The sequence below is a fragment of the Microbacterium sp. BF1 genome, assembly GCF_019279095.1.
Lineage (GTDB): Bacteria > Actinomycetota > Actinomycetes > Actinomycetales > Microbacteriaceae > Microbacterium > Microbacterium maritypicum.
In genome coordinates this window covers 1-3488 of record NZ_JAGYWT010000256.1, presented here as the reverse complement: position 1 = coordinate 3488, position 3488 = coordinate 1, and the positions used below count along the sequence as shown (strand labels likewise).

Genomic DNA, 3488 nt, shown 5'->3' with positions numbered 1-3488 from the left:
CAGGATCCGTCGCCTTCTGATCCTCGCCGTGATCGCCGCGCTGGTGTATCCCACCCTCATGGTGGCGAGTAGAGCCACTTGTCCTGGCGGCATCGATGGCAGCGGCGGATTCATCGATGGGGCGGGGTCGTTGAGAAACGCGTGAGCGTCGCGATTACTTGAGGGTAACCGTTGCGCCTGCCTCTTCGAGAGCAGCCTTGGCCTTCTCGGCGGTCTCCTTGTTGGCGCCCTCAAGGACAGCCTTCGGGGCACCGTCGACGACAGCCTTGGCCTCGCCGAGACCCAGCGAGGTGAGCTCGCGGACGGTCTTGATGACCTGGATCTTCTTGTCGCCAGCAGCCTCGAGGATGACGTCGAAGGAGTCCTTCTCTTCCTCAGCCTCAGCAGCGCCTGCGCCACCCGCAGCACCGGCGACGGCGACGGGAGCAGCAGCGGTGACCTCGAACTTCTCCTCGAACGCCTTCACGAACTCGTTGAGCTCGATGAGGGTCAGGCCGGCGAACTGCTCGAGCAGTTCCTCGGTGGAAAGCTTCGCCATGATGTATCTCCTAGATAGATGGGGTTTGTAGACGAGATCGCAGGTCGCTTACGCGGCCTCTGCGGTCTCCAGCTTTTCGCGAAGAGCATCGATGGTGGCGGCAGCCTTGCCCATCGTCGCCTTCATCATGCCCGCAGCCTTCGCCAGCAGAACCTCACGGCTCTCGAGCGCGGCGTACTTGTTGACCTCGTCCGCGGTGAGGGCGTTGCCCTCGAAGATGCCGGACTTGATCACGAGAAGCGGGTTGGCCTTGGCGAAGTCACGCAGAGCCTTGGCGGTGGCGACGAAGTCACCGTGCACGAACGCGACAGCCGACGGACCCTTGAGGTCGTCGTCCAGCGCGGAGATGCCAGCCTTGTTGGCGGCGATCTTGGTCAGCGTGTTCTTCACCACGGCGTACTCAGCGTCCTGACGGATGCTGTTGCGCAGCTCCTTGAGCTGGGCAACCGTCAGACCGCGGTACTCGGTCAGCAGAACGGCAGTCGAGTTCTCGAATGACTTCGTGAGCTCGGCGACCGATGCATCCTTCTGCGCCATGGTCACTCCTTGGTGTGTACGAGGCGCCGCACGGTGGTGAGGCGCCGACCTGGACCACCTGCAAAGAGGAAAGCTCCGGCGCAAGCGCACGGAGCTTTGGAAAGTTCGTGTCCTGCGCGGGCCCCTGCTGTGCAGAGCTTCGATCGCTGCGCGCTTTCGCACACGACGATGACCAGCGGTCTTCGGTTCGGGATAACTGTACCCCACCCGCACCTCTCCCCCCAAATCCACTCGCCCCCGTCCCTCTCCCTCTCCCCCCTCCCCTGACGAGACCCACGCGCCCTGATGAGACCCACGTTCCCCGCCGAGGCCCACACTTGAATGCGCCTCCGAGCGTGGGCCTCGGCGGCACACATGGGTCTCGGGGACGTGGCGCACAGGAGCGCGCGGCGCGGGCCAGCGCACGAGAGGTCTCGAAGCCCGGGATCAGGGGCGGAGGCCGAACGCACCGAGCCGCGCGCCGAGAGCATCTGACGTGACGAGGTGCTCGGATCCCCAGCGGACGATCCGCCACCCGGTGACACCGCGAATCGCATCCTCCCGATGCTTCTCCGCGAGCACCACGGCCTCCGCCGACATCCCTGTACGCAACGTCGGATCGAGGTACTTTCCTCGCCCGTCGAACTCGCCCAACGTCTGCGCTCCCCGAAAGGCGAAGTCGAGCCGATAGTCCTCGCCATGCGGTCCGGTGACGCGCGACTGCAGATCGACCTCGGTGAACCCGAGTCGGTGAAGGTGCAGACGACTCACGCTCTCTCCAGGAAGCTGGGCGCGGCCATCCGAGAACGCGATCACCTCTCGGGCCTGACGATGCCCCGGTTCGAGAGGGCTTGCGCCCGCCTCCCGAGTTCGTCCCTCCACTCTGCGGCGGCGATATGGTCCTGCTCGTGTCTGCGCACGGCGATGCGCCGCAGCGCCGCGTCGGCGACGGCGATCGCCGCTTCAGGCGTGAGCCGGGACGCCAGATCGAGCACTGTCCTCTCAAGCGAGGTGCATCTGATGCCCTCGACTTCCACGAGGTCGCTCTCACGAACTGTGAGGTGGTGCCTCGCGACGCCCCACTTCACCCTGCTTCGACTCGTCGGGCCGAGAACCGCGTGAACGTACGTCGTTTCGGCGACCACCGTGGGTTTCGGCGACCACCTTGGGATGCGGGAGGGGTACGCGGATGCGGGAGGGGCGGACGCGTGAGGGCGGCGTGTACGGGAGGGAGGGTCGGCGGGCGGGGTTAGGGTCGAAGGGTGACACCGGAACTCTCTGCACGCATCGTCGCGGACTCCCGCGACCGCGTGGCGTGGCTGAGGGCGCGCTCGCGGGGCATCACCGCCACCGATGTGGCAGGACTGACCTCGGAGAAGTCGATCGCCAGGGCGGCCGACTCCAAACTGGGCGGAGGGCCCCGCTTCGGCGGCAACGCCTACACCGATCACGGTCGTCGGCGCGAGCCGGAGATCGCCGCATGGGTCGCGGCGACCCACGGCATCCTCCCCTCGTCGGCACTGTTCCGCGCCGAGGTCGAGCACCGCCACCTCGCCACCCCCGATGGCATCGCGGTCGACGCCGACGGGCGTGTGAAGATCGCCGAGATCAAGACCACGAACAAGGCTTTCCGCGGCATCCCCCGCACCTACCTGCGCCAGGTCTGGTGGCAGCAGCACGTGCTCGGAGCCGAACGGACCCTGTTCGTGTGGGAGGAGCACGTCGACTTCGCTCCGATCCACGATGAGCCGCGCTGCGTCTGGATCGACCGCGACGACCGCGAGATCGCGAAGCTCGTCGGCCTCGCCACCGACCTCATCGATGAGCTCTACCGACGCACCACCGGCCAGCAGGTACCGAGCCGGATGACGGATGCCGCCGCCAGCCGTCGCGAACAGCTCCGCGAACGCGATGCCTTCCGCGCGCTGGCACTCGCCGACTGACGAGGCATCCGACCGGAGCGACGCACCGCTCAGGTGCAGGTGTTGTTGCCGCCGAGCCCCAGGAGACCGCCGACCGAGAGCGAACGCGTCGCCGGAGTCGAGGTCAACGACGTTCCGCTGTAGGTCGCCTCGACCTTGACCGCATTGGTCGATCCGAGAAGACTCCCCAGCAACGTGTTCAGCACGCCCGAGCTGATCGTGGACGAGAACGTGTAGGGCCCTGATCCGGTTTGAGTGACGTTGGCGTTGTTATCCACGACGACGTTGTTGATGGAGAAGCGCTGCTGCACCTTCGGATAGGGCGACGTCCACGTGATCGTGAAGCCCGTGAAGGTGCCCAAGAAGCTCGTCACCGTGCACGAGGTCACCACGGGCTTCGCCAGCGTCGCGGCCGTGAACGACCCGGCGGCGTACTCGCTGTCCGTGAAGGCGGCGTCGGTCATCTGCACGGCGGGCGATGACCCGACCCCGACCAGCACGGCGAGCCCGAC

At 66.5% G+C, this 3488-nt stretch carries 6 protein-coding genes; 1 reads left to right on the top strand and 5 read right to left on the bottom strand.

Annotated elements, in window-relative coordinates; genetic code table 11:
- Positions 1 to 154: 154 nt before the first annotated feature.
- The 4 genes from rplL to KZA10_RS09935 form a co-directional block, all read right to left on the bottom strand.
- Positions 155 to 538, bottom strand: a complete 384-nt coding sequence (gene rplL, locus KZA10_RS09950) for a 50S ribosomal protein L7/L12 (protein WP_017829128.1) — start codon at positions 536 to 538, stop codon at positions 155 to 157.
- Between the two features lie 48 nt (positions 539 to 586).
- Complete coding sequence (rplJ, locus tag KZA10_RS09945; RefSeq protein ID WP_017829129.1) at positions 587 to 1075, bottom strand: 50S ribosomal protein L10; 489 nt, start codon at positions 1073 to 1075, stop codon at positions 587 to 589.
- 426 nt (positions 1076 to 1501) lie between these two features.
- The gene (locus KZA10_RS09940) at positions 1502 to 1870 is read right to left on the bottom strand and encodes a hypothetical protein (protein WP_218682784.1); all 369 of its coding nucleotides are present in this window, start codon (positions 1868 to 1870) and stop codon (positions 1502 to 1504) included.
- Complete coding sequence (locus tag KZA10_RS09935) at positions 1867 to 2199, bottom strand: hypothetical protein (RefSeq protein WP_218682783.1); 333 nt, start codon at positions 2197 to 2199, stop codon at positions 1867 to 1869. Before KZA10_RS09935 ends, KZA10_RS09940 begins: the two co-directional genes overlap by 4 nt.
- Before the next feature lie 117 nt (positions 2200 to 2316).
- Here KZA10_RS09935 and KZA10_RS09930 point away from each other — a divergent pair, with 117 nt between their 5' ends.
- On the top strand, positions 2317 to 2997 hold the full coding sequence (locus KZA10_RS09930; protein WP_218682782.1) for a YqaJ viral recombinase family protein: 681 nt from the start codon (positions 2317 to 2319) through the stop codon (positions 2995 to 2997).
- A gap of 29 nt (positions 2998 to 3026) precedes the next feature.
- Here KZA10_RS09930 and KZA10_RS09925 read toward each other — a convergent pair.
- Positions 3027 to 3488 (bottom strand): hypothetical protein (locus KZA10_RS09925; RefSeq protein ID WP_218682781.1); only part of this gene is annotated, 462 nt, incomplete at its 5' end.